The 21,991-nt window shown below is 68.9% G+C and carries 21 protein-coding genes; 12 read left to right on the forward strand and 9 right to left on the reverse strand.

Translation table 11 applies throughout. The annotated features are described in order from the left end of the window. Window positions 1-31 precede the first annotated feature (31 nt). Together AC07Q9_RS11560 and AC07Q9_RS11565 are read left to right on the forward strand one after the other, a co-directional pair. Window positions 32-607 carry a GNAT family N-acetyltransferase gene (locus tag AC07Q9_RS11560; protein ID WP_495309477.1) on the forward strand — a complete coding sequence of 192 codons (576 nt, stop codon included), beginning with the start codon at window positions 32-34 and terminating at the stop codon, window positions 605-607. Continuing rightward, on the forward strand, window positions 604-2,127 hold the full coding sequence (locus AC07Q9_RS11565; protein ID WP_495309479.1) for an MFS transporter: 1,524 nt from the start codon (window positions 604-606) through the stop codon (window positions 2,125-2,127). The genes AC07Q9_RS11560 and AC07Q9_RS11565 overlap by 4 nt, the downstream gene beginning before the upstream one ends. Before the next feature lie 6 nt (window positions 2,128-2,133). Here AC07Q9_RS11565 and AC07Q9_RS11570 read toward each other — a convergent pair whose 3' ends face one another. Both AC07Q9_RS11570 and AC07Q9_RS11575 read right to left on the reverse strand, forming a co-directional pair. Then, window positions 2,134-2,826 carry an alpha/beta hydrolase gene (locus tag AC07Q9_RS11570; protein WP_495309481.1) on the reverse strand — a complete coding sequence of 231 codons (693 nt, stop codon included), beginning with the start codon at window positions 2,824-2,826 and terminating at the stop codon, window positions 2,134-2,136. Window positions 2,827-2,928: 102 nt separating this feature from the next. Continuing rightward, the gene (locus tag AC07Q9_RS11575; RefSeq protein WP_495309484.1) at window positions 2,929-3,651 is read right to left on the reverse strand and encodes a Crp/Fnr family transcriptional regulator; all 723 of its coding nucleotides are present in this window, start codon (window positions 3,649-3,651) and stop codon (window positions 2,929-2,931) included. A 122-nt stretch (window positions 3,652-3,773) separates the two neighbouring features. On the opposite strand from AC07Q9_RS11575, the gene AC07Q9_RS11580 reads away from it, so the two are divergent. The 7 genes from AC07Q9_RS11580 to AC07Q9_RS11610 all read left to right on the forward strand — a co-directional run bounded on the left by AC07Q9_RS11580 (window position 3,774) and on the right by AC07Q9_RS11610 (window position 12,164). After that, window positions 3,774-4,364 carry an HD domain-containing protein gene (locus tag AC07Q9_RS11580; RefSeq protein ID WP_139706971.1) on the forward strand — a complete coding sequence of 197 codons (591 nt, stop codon included), beginning with the start codon at window positions 3,774-3,776 and terminating at the stop codon, window positions 4,362-4,364. A 23-nt stretch (window positions 4,365-4,387) separates the two neighbouring features. Continuing rightward, complete coding sequence (locus AC07Q9_RS11585; protein WP_062478349.1) at window positions 4,388-5,155, forward strand: class II aldolase/adducin family protein; 768 nt, start codon at window positions 4,388-4,390, stop codon at window positions 5,153-5,155. Between the two features lie 98 nt (window positions 5,156-5,253). Beyond that, a complete protein-coding gene (locus tag AC07Q9_RS11590; RefSeq protein WP_495309487.1) occupies window positions 5,254-6,132 on the forward strand; it encodes a bile acid:sodium symporter family protein in 879 nt (292 codons plus the stop codon). A 7-nt stretch (window positions 6,133-6,139) separates the two neighbouring features. After that, complete coding sequence (locus tag AC07Q9_RS11595) at window positions 6,140-7,066, forward strand: LysR family transcriptional regulator (RefSeq protein WP_495309489.1); 927 nt, start codon at window positions 6,140-6,142, stop codon at window positions 7,064-7,066. Window positions 7,067-7,143: 77 nt separating this feature from the next. Beyond that, window positions 7,144-8,571, forward strand: coding sequence for an FAD-dependent tricarballylate dehydrogenase TcuA (tcuA, locus tag AC07Q9_RS11600; RefSeq protein ID WP_495309491.1), 1,428 nt, complete (start codon window positions 7,144-7,146; stop codon window positions 8,569-8,571). Further along, entirely contained in the window at window positions 8,555-9,784 is a 1,230-nt protein-coding gene (tcuB, locus tag AC07Q9_RS11605) for a tricarballylate utilization 4Fe-4S protein TcuB (RefSeq protein ID WP_495309492.1), read from the forward strand. Before tcuA ends, tcuB begins: the two co-directional genes overlap by 17 nt. A 100-nt stretch (window positions 9,785-9,884) precedes the next feature. Continuing rightward, on the forward strand, window positions 9,885-12,164 hold the full coding sequence (locus AC07Q9_RS11610; RefSeq protein WP_495309494.1) for a glycoside hydrolase family 3 N-terminal domain-containing protein: 2,280 nt from the start codon (window positions 9,885-9,887) through the stop codon (window positions 12,162-12,164). Between the two features lie 268 nt (window positions 12,165-12,432). Here the strand turns inward: AC07Q9_RS11610 and AC07Q9_RS11615 are convergent, their stop codons facing one another. From AC07Q9_RS11615 to AC07Q9_RS11640, 6 genes are all read right to left on the reverse strand, one after another. Next, window positions 12,433-13,851, reverse strand: coding sequence for a YadA family autotransporter adhesin (locus AC07Q9_RS11615; RefSeq protein ID WP_495309496.1), 1,419 nt, complete (start codon window positions 13,849-13,851; stop codon window positions 12,433-12,435). A 5-nt stretch (window positions 13,852-13,856) separates the two neighbouring features. Next, the gene (locus AC07Q9_RS11620; RefSeq protein WP_495309497.1) at window positions 13,857-16,109 is read right to left on the reverse strand and encodes a phosphocholine-specific phospholipase C; all 2,253 of its coding nucleotides are present in this window, start codon (window positions 16,107-16,109) and stop codon (window positions 13,857-13,859) included. 69 nt (window positions 16,110-16,178) lie between these two features. Continuing rightward, window positions 16,179-16,367: a hypothetical protein gene (locus AC07Q9_RS11625; RefSeq protein ID WP_492685461.1), complete on the reverse strand. Its 189-nt coding sequence runs from the start codon at window positions 16,365-16,367 to the stop codon at window positions 16,179-16,181. 147 nt (window positions 16,368-16,514) lie between these two features. Continuing rightward, window positions 16,515-17,513, reverse strand: a complete 999-nt coding sequence (phnE, locus tag AC07Q9_RS11630; protein WP_495309498.1) for a phosphonate ABC transporter, permease protein PhnE — start codon at window positions 17,511-17,513, stop codon at window positions 16,515-16,517. After that, entirely contained in the window at window positions 17,510-18,310 is an 801-nt protein-coding gene (gene phnC / locus AC07Q9_RS11635) for a phosphonate ABC transporter ATP-binding protein (protein WP_139706723.1), read from the reverse strand. The genes phnE and phnC overlap by 4 nt, the downstream gene beginning before the upstream one ends. A gap of 8 nt (window positions 18,311-18,318) precedes the next feature. Next, window positions 18,319-19,254, reverse strand: coding sequence for a phosphate/phosphite/phosphonate ABC transporter substrate-binding protein (locus tag AC07Q9_RS11640; RefSeq protein WP_070060360.1), 936 nt, complete (start codon window positions 19,252-19,254; stop codon window positions 18,319-18,321). Between the two features lie 187 nt (window positions 19,255-19,441). Between AC07Q9_RS11640 and AC07Q9_RS11645 the strand changes: the two genes are divergently transcribed. Next, window positions 19,442-20,317 (forward strand): HAD-IIA family hydrolase, encoded by an 876-nt coding sequence (locus tag AC07Q9_RS11645; RefSeq protein WP_495309499.1) that lies wholly within the window; start codon window positions 19,442-19,444, stop codon window positions 20,315-20,317. Here the strand turns inward: AC07Q9_RS11645 and AC07Q9_RS11650 are convergent. After that, complete coding sequence (locus AC07Q9_RS11650) at window positions 20,254-21,183, reverse strand: MurR/RpiR family transcriptional regulator (RefSeq protein WP_223301301.1); 930 nt, start codon at window positions 21,181-21,183, stop codon at window positions 20,254-20,256. The genes AC07Q9_RS11645 and AC07Q9_RS11650 overlap by 64 nt on opposite strands. 134 nt (window positions 21,184-21,317) lie before the next feature. On the opposite strand from AC07Q9_RS11650, the gene AC07Q9_RS11655 reads away from it, so the two are divergent. Both AC07Q9_RS11655 and AC07Q9_RS11660 read left to right on the forward strand, forming a co-directional pair. Then, window positions 21,318-21,626, forward strand: coding sequence for a hypothetical protein (locus tag AC07Q9_RS11655; protein ID WP_495304689.1), 309 nt, complete (start codon window positions 21,318-21,320; stop codon window positions 21,624-21,626). After that, a complete protein-coding gene (locus AC07Q9_RS11660; protein ID WP_070060357.1) occupies window positions 21,623-21,976 on the forward strand; it encodes a VOC family protein in 354 nt (117 codons plus the stop codon). The genes AC07Q9_RS11655 and AC07Q9_RS11660 overlap by 4 nt, the downstream gene beginning before the upstream one ends. Window positions 21,977-21,991 lie beyond the last annotated feature (15 nt).

Below are 21,991 nucleotides of genomic sequence, written 5' to 3' on the forward strand. Positions count from 1 at the left end.
TTCATTCATTTTAATGGCGCAACATGGCGCCATGACGAATGCAAACAACAAGACGACACCGGCGTTCGAACTGAGCTGGTGCAGCGATCCTTTCCAGGCGCAGGCGTTGACCGCCCTGTTCCTGCAGCAACTTTCCCCTGCCTACATCTCGCACTCCGAGTTGCAGGAGCAGCGCGCCGTGGCCCTCGGCGAATGGCGCGCCGACCTGCCCGCCGTCTTCATGGCGCAGGTGCGCGAGACCCTCGCGCTGGACCCGGCCACCGCCCACGCACGCGTGGCCGTCGCGCGAACCGACGGCGCACTGGCCGGCTTCGCGCTGGTGTCCATCGACGACACCCGCCGCGCCGCGCGCAGCTTCGCGACGCTCGACGACCTCGTGGTCGACGCGCGCTTCCAGGGCATGGGCCTGGGCGGGCTGCTGTTCGACTGGGTCTGCGCCGAACTGCAGCGCCACGGCATCCAGCGCCTCTTTCTCGAAAGCGGCATCGGCAACACCCGCGCGCACGACTTCTTCCACGCCCGCGGCTGCGAGACGGTGTCCGTCACCATGCTCAAGGAACTGGACGGCACCACCGCACAGCCGCACGACCGGAGGGCCACGCCATGAACGGCCTGAACCCCACCGCAAAGAAATGGATCACGCTCGGCATCGTCTCGATGGCGCTGCTGCTGATCGTGGTCGACATGACCGTGCTCTACACGGCGCTGCCCACGCTCACGCACGACCTGGCCGCGTCGGCCACCGAGAAGCTCTGGATCCTCAACGCGTACACCGTGGTCGTCTCCGGCTTCCTGCTGGGCATGGGCGCGCTGGGCGACCGCGTGGGCTACCGGCGCATGTTCGTCGCGGGTCTTTCCGTGTTCGGCGTGGCCTCGCTGTGCGCGGCTTACGCGCCGAACCCGGCCGTCCTCATCGCCGCGCGGGCCCTCTTGGGCGTGGGCGCGTCGATGATGATGCCGGCCACGCTGGCGATCCTGCGGCTGGTGTTCACCGACGAGCGCGAGCGCGCCGTGGCCATCGGCGTGTGGGCCTCGGTGGCCTCGGGCGGCGCGGCGCTCGGGCCGGTAGTGGGCGGCGTGCTGCTCGAATACTTCTGGTGGGGTTCGGTGTTTCTCATCAACGTGCCCGTGGTGGTGCTCGCGCTGGTGCTGGCCCTGTGGCTGCTGCCGACGCAGAAGAACACCGGCACGCGCCCGTGGGACTTCATCGGCTCGGTGCAGGTGCTGGCGGGGCTGGTCTTCCTCGTGCTGACCATCAAGGAACTCACGAAGTTCGCGCCCTCGGTCACGACAGCCGCCATCACCGGCGTGCTCGCCGTGGTGGCCATGGCCCTCTTCGTGCGGCGCCAGCGGCGCAGCAGCGCGCCGCTGATCGACTTCCGACTGTTCCGCAACGCGTACTTCTCGGGCGGTGTGATCGCGGCCATCGTGGCCTCGGTGGCGCTGATCGGTGTCGAGCTGGTGTTCAGCCAGCGGCTGCAACTCGTGGTCGGCCTCACGCCGCTGCAAGCCGGCCTCACCCTGCTGCCGCTGCCGCTGGCCGCCTTCGTGGCGGGGCCGCTCGCGGGCCTGCTGCTGGCACGCATCGGCTCGCGCCCCGTCATCCTGGGCGGCCTCGTGACCACGGCGCTGGCGCTGTGCGCGCTGGCACTGGCGGTCGATGCCGCGGGCCTGCTCAAGCCGACGATCCTGGTGCTGCTGGGGCTGGGCGTGGGCGCGACCATCACGGCGGCGTCCAACGCGGTCATGAACAACGCGCCCGTGGAACACGCCGGCATGGCGGCGTCGATCGAAGAGGTGTCGTACGAACTCGGCGGCGTGCTGGGCATCGCGCTGCTGGGCAGCGTGCTCTCGGCGAGCTACACCGCCGCGCTGGTCATTCCAGACGGCCTGGCCGTACCGGCTTCGGCCAGCGACAGCATCGACGCCGCGCTGCTGGCCGCCGAAACGCTGCCCGCGCCCATCGCCTCGCAGCTCGTGGCGCTCGCGCACACGGCCTTCGATCAGGCCTTCTTCTCGGTGATGGGCGTGGCCGTGGCGATCGTGATTGCAGCGGCCTGCGCCGTGGCGTTCCTCGGCTGGCGGGCCCGCCCGACGGCTGCGCAGCGCGCCGGGCGCTGCGCGTAGCCGGCCTCAGGCAGCGCTCGCGGCTTCGTCGATGAGCGCCGCCACGGCCTGCGGCTGCGAGGCCAGCGAGGCGTGGCTGGCCGCCAGCGTGATGACCTTCTTCGCGCCCAGGCGCGCCGACATGCGCTCCTGGTTCACCGGCGAGATCATGCGGTCCTCGCTCGAGATCTGGTACCACGACGGCTTCTTCTTCCAGGCCGGCGCCGTGATGGTGTCGCCGAAGGTGCTGGCCAGCGGCGCCTTCTGCGTCAGGCCCATCACCAGGCCTTCCTCGGCGCTCAGGTCCTGGCAGAAGCTCTCGTGGTATTTCTCGGGTATCACCCACAGGTAGCCGTCGCTGTCGGGCGCCAGGTTGGGCACGGCCACGGGCGGATGCTCCTGCGTGATGCCGCCGGGGCTTTCGCCTGCGTCGGGTGCGAAGGCGGCGATGTAGACCAGCCCCACCACGTTGGGCAGGTCGCCGGCCTGCGTGATCACGGCGCCGCCGTACGAGTGGCCGACCAGCAAGACCGGCCCCTGCACCTGCGCCACCATCTTGCGCGTGCGCTCGGCGTCGTCGGCCAGCGAGGTCAGCGGCAGCTCGACCGCGCGGATGGCCGTGTGGCCCTTGCGCAGCAGCTCCACGATGACGTTGTGCCAGTGCGCCGCACCACCCCAGAAACCATGGGCCAGGACGACCGTCGGTTTGTTGTTGCTCATGATTCGCCACCTTCCAGTGAAGAAATAAGACACCGGGCCGCCGGAATGACGGGCCGGGAAAGTCTTATACGCCTGCGCCCTGCCCGCGCTGTGACAAGACCCTCAGCCCGTGCGCACCAGCCCCTGCAGCGCCTCGAGCGACAGCAGTTCGATGCGCCCGTAGCCCAGCGACACCACGCCTTCGGTGGCCAGCGCGTTGAGCTCCTTGGACAGCGTCTGGCGCGTCACGCCGAGCATCATGGCCAGCGCCTCCTGCGACAGCATGAGTTCGTGCCGCAGGTGCACCGACTGCGTGGCGTCGCCGCGCGCCAGCACCAGCAGCCGGTGCGCCACGCGCGCGCGCAGGCTGCGCAAGGTGGCGTCTTCGGCCAGGCCGTAGAGCATGCGCACGCGCGCGGCCAGCATGGCCGCGATGGCGTTGGAAAACACCACGTCGCGCATCTGCCGCACGAAGGCCTCGGGCGGCACCACCAGCAGGTCGAGCGCTTCGAGCGCGGTGGCGTCGTGCGTGCGCGGCGAGCCGTCGATGAGCGTGATCTCGCCGAACCAGTTGCCCGGCTCCAGCACCGCCAGGATGGCCTCGCGCCCGTCCTGGCGCAGCGACGAGATCTTGATCGTGCCCGCCACCAGCCCGTAGAAGCCGCCGCCCGCCGCATGGATCGGGTCGCCCTGGCGGAACACCATGGTGCCGCGGCGCACATGCAGCAGCTCGGCCGCGCCCAGCAGCGCATCGCGCTGCGCGCGCGGCATGCTGGTGAACCAGGGGTTGCCGTCGAGCGCGACGCGGTGCGCGGCTGACAGGCGCGGCTTGGTCGAGGTGGCCATGGAGGGAAAAAAGGTGCCTGAGGCGGGTTTACCAGAACCTCGTATTGTCAAATTCTTGACAGTTGAAGGTCAAGCGCAGGTCTACAGTGGCCGCCATCCCCCCAGAACGGAGACCCCACACGATGAACGCACGGGCAAGTTTCAAGCGCATGCAGGACAGCACGCGCGAAGACTGGCAACTGATCGGCGGCGAGTTCATGCAGTTCGCGGGCGGCCTGCCCGCGCGCGTGATCAAGCACCTGCAGATCCTCGAAGGCGACTACGGCGGCTTTCCGGTCGACCGCTACACGCACTCGCTGCAGACCGCCACGCGCGCGCTGCGCGACGGCCGCGACGAGGAGTACGTGGTGTGCGCGCTGCTGCACGACATCGGCGACACGCTGGGCAGCTTCAACCACCCCGACATCGCCGCGGCCATCCTCAAGCCCTTCGTGAGCGAGGCCAACCACTGGATGGTGCAGAACCACGGCATCTTCCAGGGCCACTACTTCTTCCACCACATCGGGCTGGACCGCGACATGCGCGACAGTTTCAAGGACCACCCGCACTACGAGCGCACCGCCGAGTTCTGCGCGCTCTACGACAACCCGGCCTTCGACCCCAAGGCCGAGACCCTGCCCATCAGCGAGTTCGAGCCCATGCTGCGCCGCCTGATGGCACAGCCCAAGCAGAGCGTCTACAAGACGGTGCTGCAAGAGCCGACCACCGCCTGACCCTCGACCAAGGACACACCCCCATGAACGCCACCTCCGCCTCCGAAATCCAGAAGCTCGTCTCCGCCGAAGAATGGCAGCTGCGCGTCGACCTCGCCGCCTGCTACCGCCTGGTGGCGCTGTACGGCTGGAGCGACCTCGTCTTCACGCACATCAGCGCGCGCGTGCCCGGCCCCGAGCACCACTTCCTGATCAACCCCTACGGCCTGATGTTCGACGAGATCACGGCCTCGAGCCTGGTCAAGGTCGACCAGCAGTGCAACAAGATCATCGACTCGCCCTACCCCGTGAACCCGGCCGGCTTCGTGATCCACAGCGCCGTGCATGCCGCGCGCGAAGACATCCAGTGCGTGCTGCACACCCACACCCGGGCCGGCATCGCCGTGAGCGCGCAGAAGAACGGTGTGCTGCCCATCAGCCAGCAGTCGACCTTCGTGCTGGCCTCGCTGGCGTACCACGACTACGAAGGCGTGGCCTTCCGCGACGACGAGAAGCCGCGCCTGCAGGCCGACATGGGTAGTGCCAACTTCCTCATGCTGCGCAACCACGGCCTGCTGACCTGCGGCAAGACCATTGCCGACGCCTTCCTTTCGATGTACACCTTCGAGAACACCTGCCAGATCCAGATCGCCGCGCAGGCCGGCGGCGGTGAACTCACGCACGTGGACCCGAGGATCATCGACGGCGTGGGCCAGGCCATGAAGGTGCAAAGCGGCGGCCTGGGCGGCATGTTCGTCTGGCCTTCGCTGATCCGCAAACTCGACCGCATCGACGACAGCTACAAACAATAAGACGCGTCGACCCCGGTTTTGTACGGCTGCCAGCGCCCGCGCGACGGGTGCCGGCAGCTTTTTTTTAAGCAAAAGAAGCAAAGAGGAGACACCACCCCATGGACACCACGCTCATCGTGACCCGGTTCCTGTTCGGCGCGCTCGCGCTCGTGATGTTCGGGCTGGGGCTGTCGCTCTCGCTCGACGACTTCCGGCACCTGTTCAAGCACCCGAAGGCCGTGACCATCGCGCTCGTGCTGCAGGTCATCGGCCTGCCGCTGGCCTGCTACGCGATCATCGTGGGCTTCGGCCTGTCGCCGGTGTTCGCCATCGGGCTCATGCTGCTGGCGGCCTCGCCGGGCGGCATCTCGGCCAACCTGTTCTCGCACCTGTTCGGCGGCAACGTGGCGATGAACATCTCGCTCACGGCCGTGAACACGCTGCTGTCGATCGTCACGCTGCCGCTCATCGCCAACTGGGCCATCAACCATTTCGCGCCGAGCGGCCAGGTGGTGCCGCTGCAGACGCGCAAGCTGGTCGAGGTGATCGCCATCGTGCTGGTGCCGGTGGCCATCGGCATGGTGGTCGCGTCGCGCAAGCCCGGCTTTGCGGCGCGCATGGAAAAGCCGACCAAGATCTTCAGCGCCGTGGTGCTCGCGGTGGTCACCGTCCTCGCCATCGCCAACGAGTGGAAGAACATCACCACCACCTTCGCCGAGATCGGCGTGCCGGTGCTGCTGTTCAACCTCGTGAGCCTGCTGGCCGGCTACTACCTGAGCCGCGCGGCCGGCCTGGACAAGCCGCTGGCCACCGCCATCAGCTACGAGATCGGCATCCACAACTCCACGCTGGCCATCTTCATCGCGGTGAGCGTGCTGGGGAGCTTTCCGCTGGCGCTGCCGGCGGCGATCTACTCGGTGGTGATGTACATCACTGCCCCACTGTTCGGATGGCTGTTGCTGCGGCGCGGCCAGCCCGCTGCCGTGCCTGCGCCATGATGCGCGGATGGAACTGAGACAACTGCGCTACTTCGTCAAGGTCTGCGAGCTGCGCAGCATGGGCCGCGCGGCCGTGGAGCTGGGGGTGGTCACCTCGGCGCTGAGCCAGCAGATCAGCCGGCTCGAAAGCGAACTCTCGACCCGCCTGCTGCGCCGCCATTCGACCGGCGTCATGCCCACCGATGCGGGCCTGGCCTTCCTGCACCAGGCGCAGCTCACCCTGCGCCACGCCGATGACGCCGTGCGCGCGGCGCAGCAGGCGCGGCTGTCGGGCCATGTGAGCGTGGGCCTGGCGCCCACCACCGCCACCGTGCTCGGCGTGCCGCTGATGCAGGCCATGCAGGCGCGCTACCCCGAGGTGCGACTGCACATGGTCGAGGCGCTGTCGGGCCACCTCACGACCATGCTGCATGCGCGCCAGCTCGACCTGGCCGTGCTGTTCCAGACCGACACGCCGCGGCGCTGGAGCGTGGCTCCGCTGCTGGCTGAAAAGCTCTTCGTGATCGCGTCGCCCACCCTCACGCCGCGCCCCACGGGCAAGAAGGTGCGCCTGTCGCAGCTGGCCGAGGTGCCGCTGATCCTGCCCAGCGGCAGCCACGGCCTGCGCGCCACGCTGATGGCCGCCTTTGCACGGGCGCGCGTGGCGCCGCGCATCGTGGCCGAGGTCGACGGCCTGGCGCTGCTGATGGACGCGGTGCGCGCCGGCCACGGTGCCACCATCCAGCCCGGCGCCGCCACGGCGCGACACGACCGCGACGACCTCGAACTCACGCAGATTTCGGACGCGCACGTGGGGCGCCGCAACCTGCTCGTGAGCCTGTCGGACGACGAGCTCTCGCCCGCCGCGCTGGCCGCGCGCGTGGTGGTCGCTGAAACGGCGCGCACGTTGGTCAGCGAAGGCCGTTGGGCTGGGGCAAGTCTTCTCGAAAGCTGAACACCTGTTGCCTTGATTGGCCTTTCGCGTGAAGGCCATGCTCCCTAAAGTCTCCTGCATTCCAAGGAGACCCACGAGTGATAGACGTACTGGTTGTCGGTGGCGGCAATGCCGCGCTGTGCGCCGCGCTGATGGCGCGCGAGGCCGGCGCTTCGGTGCTGCTGCTGGAAGCCTCGCCCAAGGAGTGGCGCGGCGGCAATTCGCAGCACACCCGCAACCTGCGCTGCATGCACGACGCGCCGCAGGACGTGCTGGTCGAGGCCTACCCTGAAGAGGAGTACTGGCAAGACCTGCTGAAGGTGACCGGCGGCCTCACCGACGAGCACCTGGCGCGCCTCGTGATCCGCGCCTCGTCGAACTGCCGCGACTGGATGCGCCGCCATGGCGTGCGCTTCCAGCCGCCGCTGTCGGGCGCGCTGCATGTGGCGCGCACCAACGCCTTCTTCATGGGCGGCGGCAAGGCGCTCGTCAACGCCTACTACCGCAGCGCCGAAGCGCTCGGCGTGCAGATCCGCTACGACACGCCCGTGGCCTCGGTCGAACTCGACGGCGAGCGCTTCGTGGCCGTGCGCACCGAGGCCGGCGAGCGCATCGCGGCCAGGAGCTGTGTGCTGGCCTCGGGCGGTTTCGAATCGAACCGCGACTGGCTGCGCGAGGCGTGGGGACAGAACGAGCGCGGCGAGTGGCCGGCCGACAACTTCCTCATCCGCGGCACGCGCTTCAACCAGGGCGTGCTGCTCAGGCACATGATCGACGCGGGCGCCGACCGCATCGGCGACCCGTCGCAGGGCCACATGGTCGCCATCGACGCGCGCGCGCCGCTGTACGACGGCGGCATCTGCACGCGCATCGACTGCGTGTCGCTCGGCATCGTGGTCAACCGCGAGGCGCAGCGCTTCTACGACGAAGGCGAAGATTTCTGGCCCAAGCGCTATGCGATCTGGGGCCGGCTCGTGGCGCAGCAGCCGGGGCAGATCGCGTGGTCGGTCATCGACCAGCAGGCGGTCGGGCGCTTCATGCCGCCCGTGTTCCCCGGCACGCGGGCGGGCACGCTCGGCGAACTGGCGCAGAAGATCGGTCTGGACGAAGCCACCTTCGTACGCACCGTGCAGGACTACAACGCCGCCTGCCGCGTCGGCCGCTTCGATCACACGGCGCTGGACGACTGCCACACCGAAGGCCTCGCGCCCGCCAAGACGCACTGGGCGCGCCCGATCGACACGGCGCCCTTCCATGCGTATCCGCTGCGCCCCGGCATCACTTTCACGTACCTCGGCCTGAAGGTGGACGAGACCGCCGCCGTGCGCTTCGGCGGCCGGCCGAGCCCCAACCTCTTCGTGGCCGGCGAGATGATGGCCGGCAACGTGCTCGGCCAGGGCTACACGGCCGGCGTGGGCATGAGCATCGGCACGGCCTTCGGGCGCATCGCTGGCACACAGGCTGCGCGTGCGGCAAAGAACCATTCGAAGAATTCCCCGGAGACAGCCCTTGCAGCAGCTCACTGACCTCGTCGCACGCGCTCGTGCGGATGCCGATGGCATCGGCAGCAACCCGTCGCGCGTCATCCCGATCCAGCCCGCCCTGCCGTTGACCGCGAGCGAAGGCGAGGTCGCGCGCATCCTGCAGATCTGCAACGCCTGCCGCTACTGCGAGGGCTTCTGCGCCGTGTTCCCCGCCATGACGCGCCGGCTCGAATTCGGCAAGGCCGACACGCACTACCTCGCCAACCTGTGCCACAACTGCGGCGCCTGCCTGCATGCCTGCCAGTACGCACCGCCGCACGAGTTCGCCGTGAACGTGCCGCAGGCGATGGCGCAGGTACGTCTGCAGACGTACCACGACTACGCCTGGCCGCCCGCGATGGGCGCGCTCTACAAGCGGGCCGGGCTCACCGTCGCATTGGCACTGGCGGGCGGGCTCGCGCTGTTCCTCGTGCTTGCAGTCGCGATGTCGGGTTCGCTCCTGCACGCGCCGCTCGCGGGCAACTTCTACGCGATCTTTCCGCACAACTTCCTGGCACTGGTGTTCGGCGCGGTGTTCCTGTTCGTGGTGTTCGCGCTGGCCATGGGCACGCGCCGCTTCTGGCGCGAGGTCTCGCCCGCGAACGACCCGGGCAACGCGCCCGACCTGCCGGGCGTGCGCCGCGCAGCCAGCGCCGAAGCCGCGCACGACGCGCTGCGCCTGACCTACCTCGACGGCGGCCACGGCGAAGGCTGCAACAACGAAGACGACCGCTTCACGCTGTGGCGCCGGCGCTTCCATCACTTCACCTTCTACGGCTTCATGCTGTGCTTCGCCTCCACCTGCGTGGCGACGCTGTACCACTACCTGTTCGACCTGCATGCGCCCTATGCGCTCACGAGCCTGCCCGTGCTGCTGGGCACCACGGGCGGCATCGGCCTCGTGATCGGCCCCGTCGGCCTGCTGTGGCTCAACCTGCGGCGCCACGCCACGCACGGCGACGTGGCGCAGCGGCCGATGGACCGCGGCTTCATCGCGCTGCTGTTGCTCACGAGCCTCACGGGCCTGGCGCTGCTGGCCTGGCGCGACACCCGCTTCATGGCGCTGCTGCTGGCGGTGCACCTGGGCGTGGTGATGGCGCTCTTTCTCACGCTGCCCTACGGCAAGTTCGCGCACGGCATCTCCCGCTGCGCGGCGCTGTGGAAATTCGCGATCGAGAAGCGACTGCCCAGCCGGTTGCGGCTCGGTGCGGACTGATCGGCAGGGCCTGAAGCGGCCGGGGTCGGACAAGGCCCTACGCCCAGGGCGGAAACCCGCTGGCCAGGCGCGGCGGGCGTTGTCTGCAGAATAGGCGGCCATGCATGTTCGAAAAGCCGCCGTTCTCGCCCTCGTCCTGTCCGCCCTCTCCCTCCCCGCCATCGCGGCGTCCGTTCCGAAAAACCTCCAGCCCTCCGACGCCGCCGAAGCGCGCATCGAATCGCTGATCGCACGCATGACGCTGCAGGAAAAGGCCGGCCAGCTCAGCCTCTACGGCCCGGCCGACATCAACATCCCGAACAACCCGCAGGCCGGCTGGCGCAACGGGCAGCAGGAGACCGAGGACGTGCGCAACGGGCGACTCACGGGCCTCTTCAACAACGCCGGCCTCGAAGGCAAGCGGCGGTTGCAACAGGTGGCGGTGCGCGAGTCGCGGCTGGGCATTCCGCTGATCTTCGGCGCCGACGTGATCCACGGCTTTCGCACGATCTTCCCGATGCCGCTGGCCGAGGCTTCGAGCTGGGAGCCCGCGCTGGCCGAGCGCACCGCGCGCGCGGCGGCGGTCGAGGCCACGGCCGACGGCTTTCGCTGGACCTTCGCGCCCATGGTCGACATCGCGCGCGACGCGCGCTGGGGCCGCGGCCTCGAAGGCGTGGGCGAAGATCCGTACCTGGCGCGCCAGTTCGCGGCGGCGCGCGTGCGCGGCTTCCAGGGCAGCAGCCTCTCGAACGCCGACTCGATGCTGGCCACGCCCAAGCACTTCGCGGCCTACGGCGCGGCCGAGGGCGGGCTCGACTACAACACGAGCGAAATTTCCGAGCGCACGCTGCGCGAGGTCTACCTGCCGCCGTTTCGCGCGGCGCTCGATGCGGGCGCGCTGTCGGTCATGAGCGCCTTCAACGAGATCGGCGGCGTGCCCTCGACCGCCAACCCCGCGCTGCTCACCGGCGTGCTGCGCGACGAGTGGAAGTTCAAGGGCTTCGTGGTGTCGGACTACACGGCCGACGAGGAGCTCATCGAGCACGGCCACGCCGCCAACGGCCGCGAGGCCGCCAAGCTGGCCTTCATGGCCGGCACCGACGTGAGCATGCAAAGCGGCCTGTACATCCGCCACCTGCCCGACCTCGTGGCCTCGGGCGAGGTGCCGATGGCGCGGCTCGACGAGGCCGTGCGGCGCGTGCTGCGGGTCAAGCTCAAGCTCGGCCTCTTCGACGACCCGATGCGCGGCCTGGACGGCCCGCCGGCCGCGCAGCGCGTGGAGAACCCCGAGTTCATCGCGCTGGCCCGCGAGAGCGCGCGCCGCTCCATCGTAATGCTGAAGAACGAAGGCCAGCTGCTGCCGCTCGCGAAGACAGGCCCGCAGAAGATCGCGCTGATCGGCCCCTTCGCCGAGGGCACGAAGGACCTGATGGGCTCCTGGAGCCTGTTCCCGGGCCAGTCCGCGCCCGTGGGCATCGACGAAGGCCTGCGTGCCGCGCTGGGCGCCGAGGCCTCGCGGCTGACCGTCACGCGCGGTGCGAACGTCGAATCGCCGCTGCCTGGCGGCATCGAAACCGCCGTGGCCGCCGCGCGCGACGCCGACGTGGTGGTGCTGGCGATCGGCGAGAGCCAGAAGATGTCGGGCGAGTCGCGCTCGCGCAGCGACATCGGCCTGCCGCAGGCGCAGCAGGACCTGGCCGAGGCCGTGGCCGCCACCGGCAAACCGGTGGTCGTGCTGCTGAGCAACGGCCGCGCGATGGCGCTCCAGGGTGCGGTGCGCAATGCGCGCGCCATCCTCGTGACCTGGTTCCTCGGCGTGCAGACCGGCCACGCGATCGCCGACGTGGTGTTCGGCGACGCCAACCCCTCGGGCCGCCTGCCCGTGAGCTTTCCACAGACCGCCGGCCAGGTGCCCTACTACTACGCCCACAAGCGCACCGGCCGCCCCTCGCCCGAAAGCGCGCCGGGCACGGCCTTCAAGACCCGCTACCTGGACGCGACGAACGAGGCGCTGTACCCCTTCGGTTTCGGCATCGGCTATGCGCCGGTGCGCTACGACCAGGTCGAGCTGAGCACGGACCGCCTCGCCATGGGCAAGACCTTGCGCGTGCGCGCGACCGTCACCAACACGGGGACGCGCGAGGCGGAAGAAGTGGTGCAGCTGTACCTGGCGCAGCGCGCCGCGAGCGTGACGCGGCCGGTGCGTGAGCTGAAGAATTTCCGCAAGGTGAGGATTGCGCCGGGGGCGTCGGAGGTGGTCGAGTTCAATGTCGGCGATGACGACCTGCAGTTTCTGGGCCGCGACATGAAGCCTGTGGTCGAGCCGGGTGAGTTCGACTTGTGGGTCGCGCCCTCTGCTGCGGATGGGATTCGCAAGCGCTTCGTGTTGACGCGGGAGTGAGTTTCTTCAGGGCGCGTGCAAAGGACACCGGGTACTCCCCTCCGCGAATGTCCCCCGGGCTTCGCCCTCCTCCTTGATTTCGCTGCGGGGAGCACCCGATGCCCTGTGCACGAGGGCACGCGGCTGGTGCTCGCCGATCAACGACCACTGCTGATGACGATCACGTCGATGGGGTGCCTTGCGCAGCGAAATTAAGGGGGAGGCCGCAGGCCGGAGGACATTCGCGGAGCAAGGTACCCCGTCGGCGGGATCGTGGCCCTGAACGAGTTCAGTCGAACACCCCCGTGAACGCCACCCGGCTCACCACGCCCGAACTGCTCGCCCCCACCCCCAGCGTCACGCTGTAGCGCCCATCCTGCGAGGTGCGACGGATCGATCCCCCCATCGCGCTTTCGCTGCGGAAGTTGCCCAAGCCCACGGCATAGCTGATCTTCCCAGGCACGACCGGCGCGGCCTCCATCGCGGCAACGCCTGCAATGCCCGCATAGGCACGCCGCGCGTTCTCGTCCATCTGGCTTTGCAGGCGCGCGGCCGTGAAGTCGGTGTAGGCCTTGCCCAGCGGCAGTCCTTGTGCCGCGACGGTGTCGGTGTACGCGTTGGCTGCGCTCACGCCCTGCTGCACCATGCCTTGCACCTGGCCCACGTTGGTCGCGTCGTCGGGCGCGCTGCCGGGCGCCACGCCGGTGAGCTGACGGTTGCCGAGCGCCACTTCGCCGGTCGACGACTGCAACCCGCTCATGCCGACGGCCACGTAGTTCGACTGCGCGCCGCGCGTGGTCGTGCTGCCCGCGCCGAGCGCCACGCTGTTGGCATGCGAGGCCGAGGCGTTGCTGCCGAGAGCGATGGCGTTGTCGGCACTCGCGCGCGCCGCGCTGCCCAGCGAGATCGCCTGGTTCGCGTTCACGTACACGCCGGCGTCGGCACCGATGGCGATGTTGCCGCTGCCCATGACGTTCTGGCCCGCGCCGCTGCCCTGCGCGATGTTGTGGCTGCCCACCACGCCCTGGCCGGCCGCCGTGCCCAGCGCCAGGTTCTGGTTGCCCTGCACGCCGCCGCCCGCGGCCTGGCCCATGGCCACGTTGTTGCTGCCCGCCACCTGCGCGCCGGCCATCTGGCCCGAGGCCTGGTTGCCCGAGCCGGTGACGCCGCTGCCCGCGCCCTGCCCCGTCGCCAGGTTGTTGCTGCCGGTCACGTTGCGGCCCGCGTCGCCGCCGTAGGCCTGGTTGGCGTTGCCGGTCACGTTGCGCCCGGCGTTGCTGCCGTAGGCCTCGTTGCCGTTGCCCTTCACGTCGGTGCCGGCCCAGAAGCCGACGGCGTTGTTGTAGTCGCCGGTCACGTTCTGGCCCGCGCTGCGTCCCATCGACTGGTTCCAGCCGCCGACCACGTTGGTGCCCGCGTAGTAGCCGATGGCCTGGTTGGCGTTCTTGCCCGACACGCCGGTGCCGGCGCCCTCGCCGATGGCCAGGTTCCAGTTGGTGCTGACGTTGTTGCCCGCGCCCTTGCCGAAGGCCAGGTCGTTGCTGCCCGTGACACCGGTCGTGCCGGCCTTGTCGCCGATGCCCAGGTTGCCCTTGGCCGGGTCCCAGGTGATCGGCTGGGCCGAGGCAATGCCCATGCCGGCCACCGAGCCGAGGGCCACGGCCAGCCCGAGCAGGGTCTTGCTGCGCGTTCTGTTCTTGAACTTCATGACGCTCAGGCCTTCAGGTGCAGGGCCATGGCCGGATCGCTCACGCCGGGCTTGCCGGTCTCGACGCGGCCCGCGAAGCGGCGCTCGGTGTGCCCGGCGCTGACGGTGAAGTCGTACCAGTAGCCGCTCTTGTCCAGGCTCCAGTGCAGCATGCCGGTGGCGCCCGGCGCGACCTCGAGCGTCCAGGGTCCGTCGGCGCGATACGCGTTGGCCGTCACCGTGACCTTGCCGGCCGCCTTGCCCGTGTTGTGCACCTTCAGGTAGACCTGCCCGTCGACCGGCTCGTAGCAGACCTGCACCTCGGGCTTGAAGCCGGCGGTGTCGAAGGCCAGTGCGTCGCCCTGGAAGCTGCGCACGTAGCCGTTGGTGCTGTACACCCACAGGTCGTACTTGCCGCTGTCGCTGGCGCCGGTGTTCCAGTAGTCGGCCAGCTGCTTGCCGGCCTCGACCGTGTAGCGGCGCGGAATGCGGTCCAGGTGCAGCTTGTCGTACACATGGAACACGGCGCCCTGCGTGCCCGAGTTCGCGAACACCAGCTGCACCAGGCCGCGCGGCTCGACGCGCGCGCTGGTGTGCAGCTCGTAGGGCAATGCGCGCGAGAAGCGCGTGCCGGTCTCCTGGTACAGCGGCTGCGGCGTGGCGGGGGCGTTTCTCACGGGGGCCGTGGGGAGCAGCCGCTGCGCCGCATTGATCGCGGGGAAGTTGCTCGTGTCGGGCAGCTTGGGAACGACCGGGTCGTTCGGGCTCACGAAGTCGAAGCAGGTCGTGAGGTCGCCGCACACGGCGCGGTGCCACGGGCTGATCGCATCCACCGTGATGTCGAAGCGCTTCTCGAGGAAGCGGCCCACCGAGGTGTGGTCGAACACCTGCGAGTTGACCCAGCCGCCCTTGCTCCACGGCGACACCACGTACATCGGCACGCGCGAACTCAGGCCCCAGGGGCGGATCTTGCCGGTGGTGGTGTTGTCGGCGGCGGCCAGGTAGCTGCCCACCGAGGCGTCGAAGTACTCGCCCTCCAGCGGCACGGTCGACTTGCCCATGAGCGTGCCGTTGGCGTCGTACGAGGGCACGGCCGGCATGGCCAGGTGGTCGAAGAAGCCGTCGTTCTCGTCGAAGGTCACGAACAGCGCAGTCTTGCTCCACACCGCCGGGTTGGACGTGAGCGCGTCCAGCACGTCGGCGATGAAGTCGGCCGCGCCAGCCGTGCCTTCGCTGCTGCCGGGGTGCTCGGCCAGCGCCTGCGTGGGCAGCACCCACGAGACGTCCGGCAATTTGCCCGTCATCACGTCCTGCTTGAGCTGGGCCAGGAAGTTGGTGGCGCCGTCGGCCGTGTCGGGGCCGCCCGTGAGGCCGTGCTCATAGATCGGCGAGCCCGGCTGCGCGGTGCGAAAGCTCTCGAAGGCCAGGCAGCCGTGCATGGCGCCCGTCCAGTTGTTGTTCATGTTCTGGTAGATGTGCCAGCTGACGCCCTTCTTCTGCAGCACGTCGGGCAGCGTGTCCCACTTGAAGGCGTTGTTGACGTACTTGTAGTTGTAGTCGCCCTTGATCGGGTCTTTCTGGCCCGAGCCGTCGGCCTGCTGCGGGCGGCCCGCCACCCAGTTGGACGGGTTGGGCCAGCAGCGCGAGTTCACGGGTTCGGAGTCGGTGTCGGTGCTGTTGATGCCCTTCTTGCGCAGCTCCGGGTTGAAGTTGGAGCCCGACCAGAACACGATGCGGTTGGGGTCGGTGCCGGTGAGGATGGAGCAGTGGTAGCCATCGCACACCGTGAAGGCATCGGCCAGCGCGAACTGGAACGGGATGTCCTCGCGCAGGTAGTAGCCCATCGTGGCCTGGTTCTTGAACTGGATCCAGCGGTCCATCTTTCCCTGGTTCCAGGCGGCCTGCTGGTCGGGAAAGTTGTGCGGCGTGCCCGAGCCGATCAGCGCATTGGCGATCGTCGAGTCGCGGCGGAACGGCGGAATCTCCGCGCCACCGGCGGGGTTCGACTGGAAGTACACCGACTTGCCGTTGGCCAGCGGAATCGGAAAGCGGTCGCCGAAACCGCGCACGCCGCGCAGCGTGCCGAAGTAGTGGTCGAAGCTGCGGTTCTCCTGCATCAGGATCACGACGTGCTTGATGTCCTTGATGGTGCCGGTGTCGACCGCGGCCTCGACGGCGAGCGCCTTGCGGATCGTGGGCGGCAGCAGGGTGAGGGCCGAAGCCGCGCCGACGGCACCGGCCGACTTGCGGAAGAAATCGCGACGGTTGGAGGGGTTCATGGGGAGTCTTTCAACGCGAGGACAAAAACAGAAGAAATGGAAGGCGTGTGGATGAAGGCGGCGCGCGGCTCAGGGCGCGCACTTCAGCGCCGGCGTCGGGCCGGGCGGCTCCGGCGTGGTGGTCGGGGGCGTGGGGCCGGTGGGCGGCAGCACCGGCAGGCCGCCGCCACCGCCGCTTCCGCCGCCGCATGCGGCAAGGCTCAGGCACAGGAGAAAGCCCGCCGCAGCGAGGCCATACCGGGAAGAACGTGAGGTCATGAAGGTGTCCTTTTCTGGATCGAAGGGGCGTGAGAAGAAAAGCAGGGCGAAGCCGGGCCGTGCAGGCCTCGAAGGGCTTGCACCGGAACGGGAAGAAACGGGGAGAACTCGGGTGCCCGAAGTGGGCGGATGGGTGGGTGTCAGCGCTCAGGCATAGCGGCTGCGCAGGCGGGCTGCGACCCTGTCGAGCACGAGCACCGTGAGAAAGATCGCGATCAGGATCGTTCCGACGTGCGCGTAGTTGTACATGTCGTAGCGGCCCTTCAGCTCCTGGCCGATACCGCCCGCGCCCACCAGCCCGACCACGGTGGCCATGCGCACGTTGCGGTCGAGGATGTACAGCGTGTAGGCAATGAACTGCGGCATCACCTGCGGCAGCACCGCGAAGCGCATCACCTTCAACTTGCTCGCGCCGATGGCCCGCAGCGCCTCCTGCGGCTTGTCGTCGGCGGTCTCGATGTCTTCGGCGTAGAACTTGCCGAGAAAGCCCGCCGAATGCAGTGCGAGCGCGAGCACGCCGGCGATGGGACCGAAGCCGTAGGCCAGCACCAGGAACAGCGCACTCACCAGCTCGGGCACCGCGCGGAACATGCCGACCACGCCGCGCGCCAGCGTGTAGACAGCGCGGTTCGGCGTGTAGTTCTTCGCGCTGCACCAGGCCAGCGGCGCGCTCAGCACGATGGCCAGCAGCGTCGCCCAGATGGCGATCTCGAAGGTCTCGAGCATCTTCACCGCCACGTGCCAGAGGTAGCCGAAGGGCTCGACCAGCACCTCGCGCCGGTCGACCACCTCTTCCATCTGCAGCGTCTGCGGGTTGAGCTTGGGCTGGCGCGATTCCTCCATCTCGACATGCGAGAACCACGGCAGCCGCTCGCGGTCGAAGCCCTCGATGCGCGACACCTCGGTGCGCTCCGACACCTGCGGCGGAAAGAGCGACTTGGCGATGGTGCCCAGGCCCGACAGCACCTGCGACTGCTCGCGCAGGCCGACGGCCGCGAGCACGCCCTCGCCCGTGAGCGACAGCATGCGACCCATCTCCACGCGCTGGCCGGCAAAGAAGCCGACCACCACCACGAGCAGCAGCACGGCGAGGCTGCGGGCGCCGAAGGGGCGCGGCAGCGCCCAGGCGGATGCGGGGCGGCTCATGGCACCAGCTCCAGCGCGCCGGCATGCAGCGGCAGCGGCGCTTCGGGCGCGGGCCGCGCGGGCGCCGGCGTGCGGCCGTAGACCGCGTCGAACACCTTCGGGTCGAAGGCCGCGGGCGCGCCGTCGAACACCACCGCGCCGTGGCGCAGCGCCACGATGCGGTCGGCGAACTCGCAGGCCAGCTCGATCTGGTGCAGGCTGCACAGCACCGTGGTGCCGCGCTCGCGGGCCTGCGTGCGCAGCAGCGACAGCACATCGTGGCTGGTCTGCGGGTCGAGGCTGGCCACGGGCTCGTCGGCCAGCACCAGCGGCGGCTCCAGCATGAAGGCGCGCGCAATGCCCACGCGCTGCTGCTGCCCGCCCGACAGCTCGCTCACGCGGCGCAGCAGGTGCTGCTCCTGCAGGCCGACCGATTCGATCAGTGCGCAGGCCTTGGCACGCTGCGCATCGGTGAACAGCCCGAGCAGCGCGCGCCATGTCGGCACCGCGGGCAGCGCGCCGGCCAGCACGTTGTCGGCCACGGTGGAACGCAGCACCAGGTTGAACTGCTGGTGGATCATGCCGATGCGCGGGCGGATGCGGGCCAGCGAGTGGGCGGCAATCTGCACGCCCTCGACCTGCACCGCGCCCTGCGTGGGTTTGACCAGCCCGTTGGCCATGCGCAGCAGCGTCGACTTGCCCGCGCCCGAGGCGCCCAGCACCACGCAGAACTGCCCCGCCGGCACCTGCAGCGACACGCCGTCGAGCGCGCGCGTGCCGTCGGCGTAGTGCATGGCGACCGATTCGAAATTCAGCATGGCGACGCTCAACGCTCGGCGGACTTGGCGAGGATGCGGCCCTTGAGCTCGTCGGTCAGCAGGCCGAGCTTTTCGGCGGCGACGTTGAACTCGGCTTCGGAGAACTTGGTGTCGTAGCCGTCGATCTTGCCGCCGCCGTAGCCGCGGATCATGTCGGGCGTGACGCCGGGGGCCTTGTTCACGGTCTGGAAGGCATCCTTGAGCTTTGCCTTCAGCGGCTCGGGCAGCTTCGAGTTGAGCGCCAGCGGCGGGTACGGAATGGGCATGCTGCGCGCCACCACCTTCACCGTCTTCGGGTCGACCACGCCCTGCTTCACGGCCTTCTCGTAGGAGTCGAACGAGAGCGAGGCCACGTCGACCTGGTCCTGCACCAGCGCGGCCAGGCTGCTCGCGTGGCTGCCGGTCATGCGGATGGCGCCGAGGTCCTTGGCCGGGTCCATGCCGGCATCGAGCAGCATCGCGACCTGGAAGGTGAAGCTCGAGGCCGAGTTGACGTCGCCGAAGGCCACGCGCTTGCCCTTGAGGTCCTTGACCGAAGCGATGGGCGCATTGGCCTTGGCGAACATGCCCGCGTAGTAGACCGAGGCGCCCTTCTCCACGCCCACGGCCAGCAGCTGCGCGCAGCCGCGCTTGTTGGCCTGCACATACGACACCGGGCCGAAGAAGGCGATGTCGGCGAGCTGGTTGCACATGCCCTCGACCACCGCGCCGTACGACTGGCCGACCTTGAGGTCGAAGTTCAGGCCGGTGCTGCGCGTGATGGCGTTGAACACCGGCGCGTAGTCGGCCTTGGTGCCCGACTCGGTGCCGCCGTCGGCCGGGATCAGCAGCACGCGCAGCGGCCGTTCGCGCGAGCCGTCGGCCACCGATTGAGCCTGCGCGGCCAGCGGCAGCGCGGCAGTCAGCGAGAGGGCGGCAGCCGCAAGGGCCAGGAGTTTTTTCATGGTCGGTTCCTTCGTTTGGAAAGCGGTGGGCGTGCGGTTGCAACGCCCCGATGAAGAGAACTTTAGGAGCCGCAGATGACAGGGAAATGAAATAAGCTCATTTCAAAATTCAAATATCACTGAGCAATATTCAATAGAATCCGCCGCCACGGCCGAGCCCCCATGACGGCCCCACTCCCGGAGATCCATGAGCACGCATCACACGACAACAGGGACCACGAACGGCAGCGGCATCCAGGCGCTGGCGCAGGCCCGCCACCTGCTGGTCGACCTCGACGGCACGCTGGTGCGCCAGCAGGAAGCCATCGACGGCGCGGCCCGCCTGCTGGCGCACTTTCACGACCGCTACGCCATCGTGTCCAACAACTCCACGCACACGGCGCAGGGCCTGTCGGTACGCCTGCGCAAGCTGGGCCTGCGCGTGCCGCCCGAGCGCATCGTGCTGGCCGGCGAACTCGCGGTGCGCCAGCTGGCGCAGCAGCATCCGCAGGCGCGTGTGCTGCTGGCCGCCAGCCCCGCCCTGCAGCGCTATGCGCGCGCGCAGGGCTGCAGGCTGGTGTCCGCGGAGGCCGAGGCCGACGTCGTGCTGCTCGCGCTCGACATGCACTTCAGCCACGCACGCCTGTCCGTCATCGCGAACGCACTGCGGCGGGGCGCGAAGCTGATGGTGACCAATGCCGACGCCACGCACCCGGGCCCGCACGGGCGCGTGGTGCCCGAGACCGGCGCGTTGCTCGCGGCCGTGGTCGCGGCCAGCGGCGTGCAGCCGTGGTGCGTGGTCGGCAAGCCTGCGCCGCTGCTGTTCGAAGAAGGCCTGCGCCGCCTCGGCGCGCACGCCGGGCGCACGGTGGTGGTCGGCGACAACCCGCTGACCGACGGCGAAGGCGCCGCACGGCTCGGCCTGGCCTGCGTGCTGGTGGGTGAATCGCCGGGGGCGGTGGCGCCCACGGTGGCCGGGCTGCTCGTGCCGCCCGTCTCAGAAGCAGTGGAACCCGCGCCTCAGTACCGCTTGAGCGAGAGCACGTCGAAAGTCTGGCGCAGCGTGCGCACCGAGGTGTCGTAGTCCGACAGCGCCAGGCAGGCGATCAGCACGTCGATGATCGCCAGCTGCGCGAGCCGGCTCGTCATCGCCTCGGTGCGGAAGTTGGTTTCGCGCGCCATGGTGAACAGCAGCACGTCGGCAAAGGCCTGGATCGGCGACTTGCCGAAGTTGGTGATGCACACCGTGGCCGCGCCGGCCTCCTTCGCGAGGCGCGTGGCCGTCACCGTCTCGTGCGTGCTGCCCGAATGCGAAATCGTCAGCACCGCCGTCTTCGCATTCGTGAGCGAGGCGCTGATGGCCTGCACGTGCGAATCGACCACCACCTTGGCATTGAGGCCGATGCGCAGCATGCGGTAGTGCGCGTCCTCGGCGATGGTGGCCGAGCTGCCGATGCCGTAGATCTCGATGCGCTCGGCCTTGCGAAACAGCTGCACCGCGCGCTCCATCGCCTTGGCGTCGAGCATCGACTGCGTGTCGTGCAGCGTCTGCACGTTGCTCTGGAAGATCTTGCGGATCACCGCGTCGGCCTTGTCCTGCGGGTCGAGGTCTTCGTGGATGAACTGCACCGGCCGCACGATCTCCTGCGCCAGCGCGATCTTGATCTGCTGGAAGCCCGTGGCGCCCAGGTTCTTGCACAGGCCGACGATGCTGCCCTCGCTCGAACCGGTGCGCTCGGCCACCTCGCTGACCGACATGTGGACCACCTCGCGCGGGTTCTTCACGATGAAGTCGGCGATGCGCTGGCCCACGGGGCCGAGCGAGGACCAGAGGGTTTCGATGCGCGCCAGCACGGCGGACACCGGGACGTCGGATGCCTCGGCGGCGGGCGCCGCGGCAGCCTTGCCGCCGGTGGACTTGGACGTGCGGGGAGTGCTGTTGCGCTTCATGGGCCGCGAGCTTACCCGCCCTCGATGGCGGTTTCACGCACGCGGCTGGCCAGGCTCATGCGGGGTCTTCTATATTCGGCCGCTCCTCATTCGGAATTGGCTGCCTTGTGGTGCCCCCCGCCCCCTCATCTCTCATGACCACCGCCCTCCCCATCGACCGCCGGCTGCAACTCATCTCCGACACCCAGGTCGAGATCTACTGGTTCGCATCGAACGGATTCCTTCGCGCGGTGCTGGGCACGCACGATGGCCCACAGTGCGCGCCATCGTTTCGCTACCGGGTGCTTTCTGGCGACAGCATCGAGCTGATCGGCGCCGACGGCATCATCGACACGTGGACCCGCATCCGCATCGAAGGTGACCTGCTCCATGCCGAATCCGGCGGCAAGCCCAAGGCTTTCCGCATCGCACCCGAAACCGCCGAAGAGAGTTCCAAGCAATGAAAGTCAAACGACTGGTCGCCAACTTCGCGACGCAGGATGTGGCACGCGCACAGGTCTTCTACGCCGACGTGCTCGGCCTCGACCTGCTGATGGACCACGGATGGATACGCACCTACGGTTCGCAGGCCGAGATGAGCGTGCAGGTCAGCTTTGCGTCTGAAGGCGGTTCGGGCACGCCGGTGCCTGACCTTTCCATCGAAGTCGACGATGTCGACACGGCGCTTGCGCGCATGCGGGCTGCCGGCTTTGCCATCGAATACGGCCCGGTCGACGAACCCTGGGGTGTACGCCGTTTCTATGTCCGCGATCCGTTCGGGAAGCTTGTCAACGTCCTTGCACACGCCGCCTGACGCGCGACGTCCCAA

This window comes from Variovorax sp. GW821-FHT09A10, from assembly GCF_059418385.1.

Coding starts and splice junctions, on each gene's coding strand:
- AC07Q9_RS11560 (WP_495309477.1), top strand. CDS start 32: ATGACGAATGCAAACAACAAGACGACACCGGCGTTCGAACTGAGCTGG.
- AC07Q9_RS11565 (WP_495309479.1), top strand. CDS start 604: ATGAACGGCCTGAACCCCACCGCAAAGAAATGGATCACGCTCGGCATC.
- AC07Q9_RS11570 (WP_495309481.1), bottom strand. CDS start 2,826: ATGAGCAACAACAAACCGACGGTCGTCCTGGCCCATGGTTTCTGGGGT.
- AC07Q9_RS11575 (WP_495309484.1), bottom strand. CDS start 3,651: ATGGCCACCTCGACCAAGCCGCGCCTGTCAGCCGCGCACCGCGTCGCG.
- AC07Q9_RS11580 (WP_139706971.1), top strand. CDS start 3,774: ATGAACGCACGGGCAAGTTTCAAGCGCATGCAGGACAGCACGCGCGAA.
- AC07Q9_RS11585 (WP_062478349.1), top strand. CDS start 4,388: ATGAACGCCACCTCCGCCTCCGAAATCCAGAAGCTCGTCTCCGCCGAA.
- AC07Q9_RS11590 (WP_495309487.1), top strand. CDS start 5,254: ATGGACACCACGCTCATCGTGACCCGGTTCCTGTTCGGCGCGCTCGCG.
- AC07Q9_RS11595 (WP_495309489.1), top strand. CDS start 6,140: ATGGAACTGAGACAACTGCGCTACTTCGTCAAGGTCTGCGAGCTGCGC.
- AC07Q9_RS11610 (WP_495309494.1), top strand. CDS start 9,885: ATGCATGTTCGAAAAGCCGCCGTTCTCGCCCTCGTCCTGTCCGCCCTC.
- AC07Q9_RS11615 (WP_495309496.1), bottom strand. CDS start 13,851: ATGAAGTTCAAGAACAGAACGCGCAGCAAGACCCTGCTCGGGCTGGCC.
- AC07Q9_RS11620 (WP_495309497.1), bottom strand. CDS start 16,109: ATGAACCCCTCCAACCGTCGCGATTTCTTCCGCAAGTCGGCCGGTGCC.
- AC07Q9_RS11625 (WP_492685461.1), bottom strand. CDS start 16,367: ATGACCTCACGTTCTTCCCGGTATGGCCTCGCTGCGGCGGGCTTTCTC.
- phnE (WP_495309498.1), bottom strand. CDS start 17,513: ATGAGCCGCCCCGCATCCGCCTGGGCGCTGCCGCGCCCCTTCGGCGCC.
- phnC (WP_139706723.1), bottom strand. CDS start 18,310: ATGCTGAATTTCGAATCGGTCGCCATGCACTACGCCGACGGCACGCGC.
- AC07Q9_RS11640 (WP_070060360.1), bottom strand. CDS start 19,254: ATGAAAAAACTCCTGGCCCTTGCGGCTGCCGCCCTCTCGCTGACTGCC.
- AC07Q9_RS11645 (WP_495309499.1), top strand. CDS start 19,442: ATGAGCACGCATCACACGACAACAGGGACCACGAACGGCAGCGGCATC.
- AC07Q9_RS11650 (WP_223301301.1), bottom strand. CDS start 21,183: ATGAAGCGCAACAGCACTCCCCGCACGTCCAAGTCCACCGGCGGCAAG.
- AC07Q9_RS11655 (WP_495304689.1), top strand. CDS start 21,318: ATGACCACCGCCCTCCCCATCGACCGCCGGCTGCAACTCATCTCCGAC.
- AC07Q9_RS11660 (WP_070060357.1), top strand. CDS start 21,623: ATGAAAGTCAAACGACTGGTCGCCAACTTCGCGACGCAGGATGTGGCA.